The sequence below is a fragment of the Bacillus sp. LR--39 genome, assembly GCF_053613335.1.
The window spans coordinates 1-521 of record NZ_JBSIOT010001576.1 but is presented as its reverse complement, the minus strand read 5'-3'; the positions used below and the strand labels follow the sequence as shown (position 1 = coordinate 521).

General features: G+C 48.0%; 1 pseudogene. It reads right to left on the bottom strand.

What is annotated here, in order from left to right:
- Window positions 1–521: pseudogene (gene amyE, locus ACWHAR_RS31885) on the bottom strand (alpha-amylase); the annotation flags it as partial.

Here is a 521-nt window from a genome sequence, read left to right as displayed (position 1 = left end):
TGATTTCAATATCATCAGGATAAAGCACAGCTACAGACCTGGCATTGATCGTGCCTGTCAGTTTACCATCGTTCACTTGAAATGAACCCGCTCCAGCTTTATTGTCATACCTGCCATCAGGCAATTTTGTTGGCGTATTGATAGAAACAGAGGATGAACCTGCATTTGCCAGCACAACGCCATGTGAGCCGCGCTGATTCATAAATATCTGGTTGTTTCCATTCGGGTTCGAGAGTTCCTCAGGCTGTCCAGCCATCACATTGTGAAATCTATTGACCGCAGTGATAGACTGATCTTCAAATAAAGCACTCCCGCGATCGCCTATTTGGCTTTTCCCCGGGAATCTCACACCATTTCCGCCTCCCTCAGGTCTGGAAAAGAAAAGAGGCGTACTGCCTGAACGAGAAGCTATCACCGCCCAGCCTAAACGGATATCATCATCGCTCATCCATGTCGACTCTTCATCATCATTGGCATACGTATCATGCGACTCCACCCATGTCACCAGCTTGTCCGCAGAC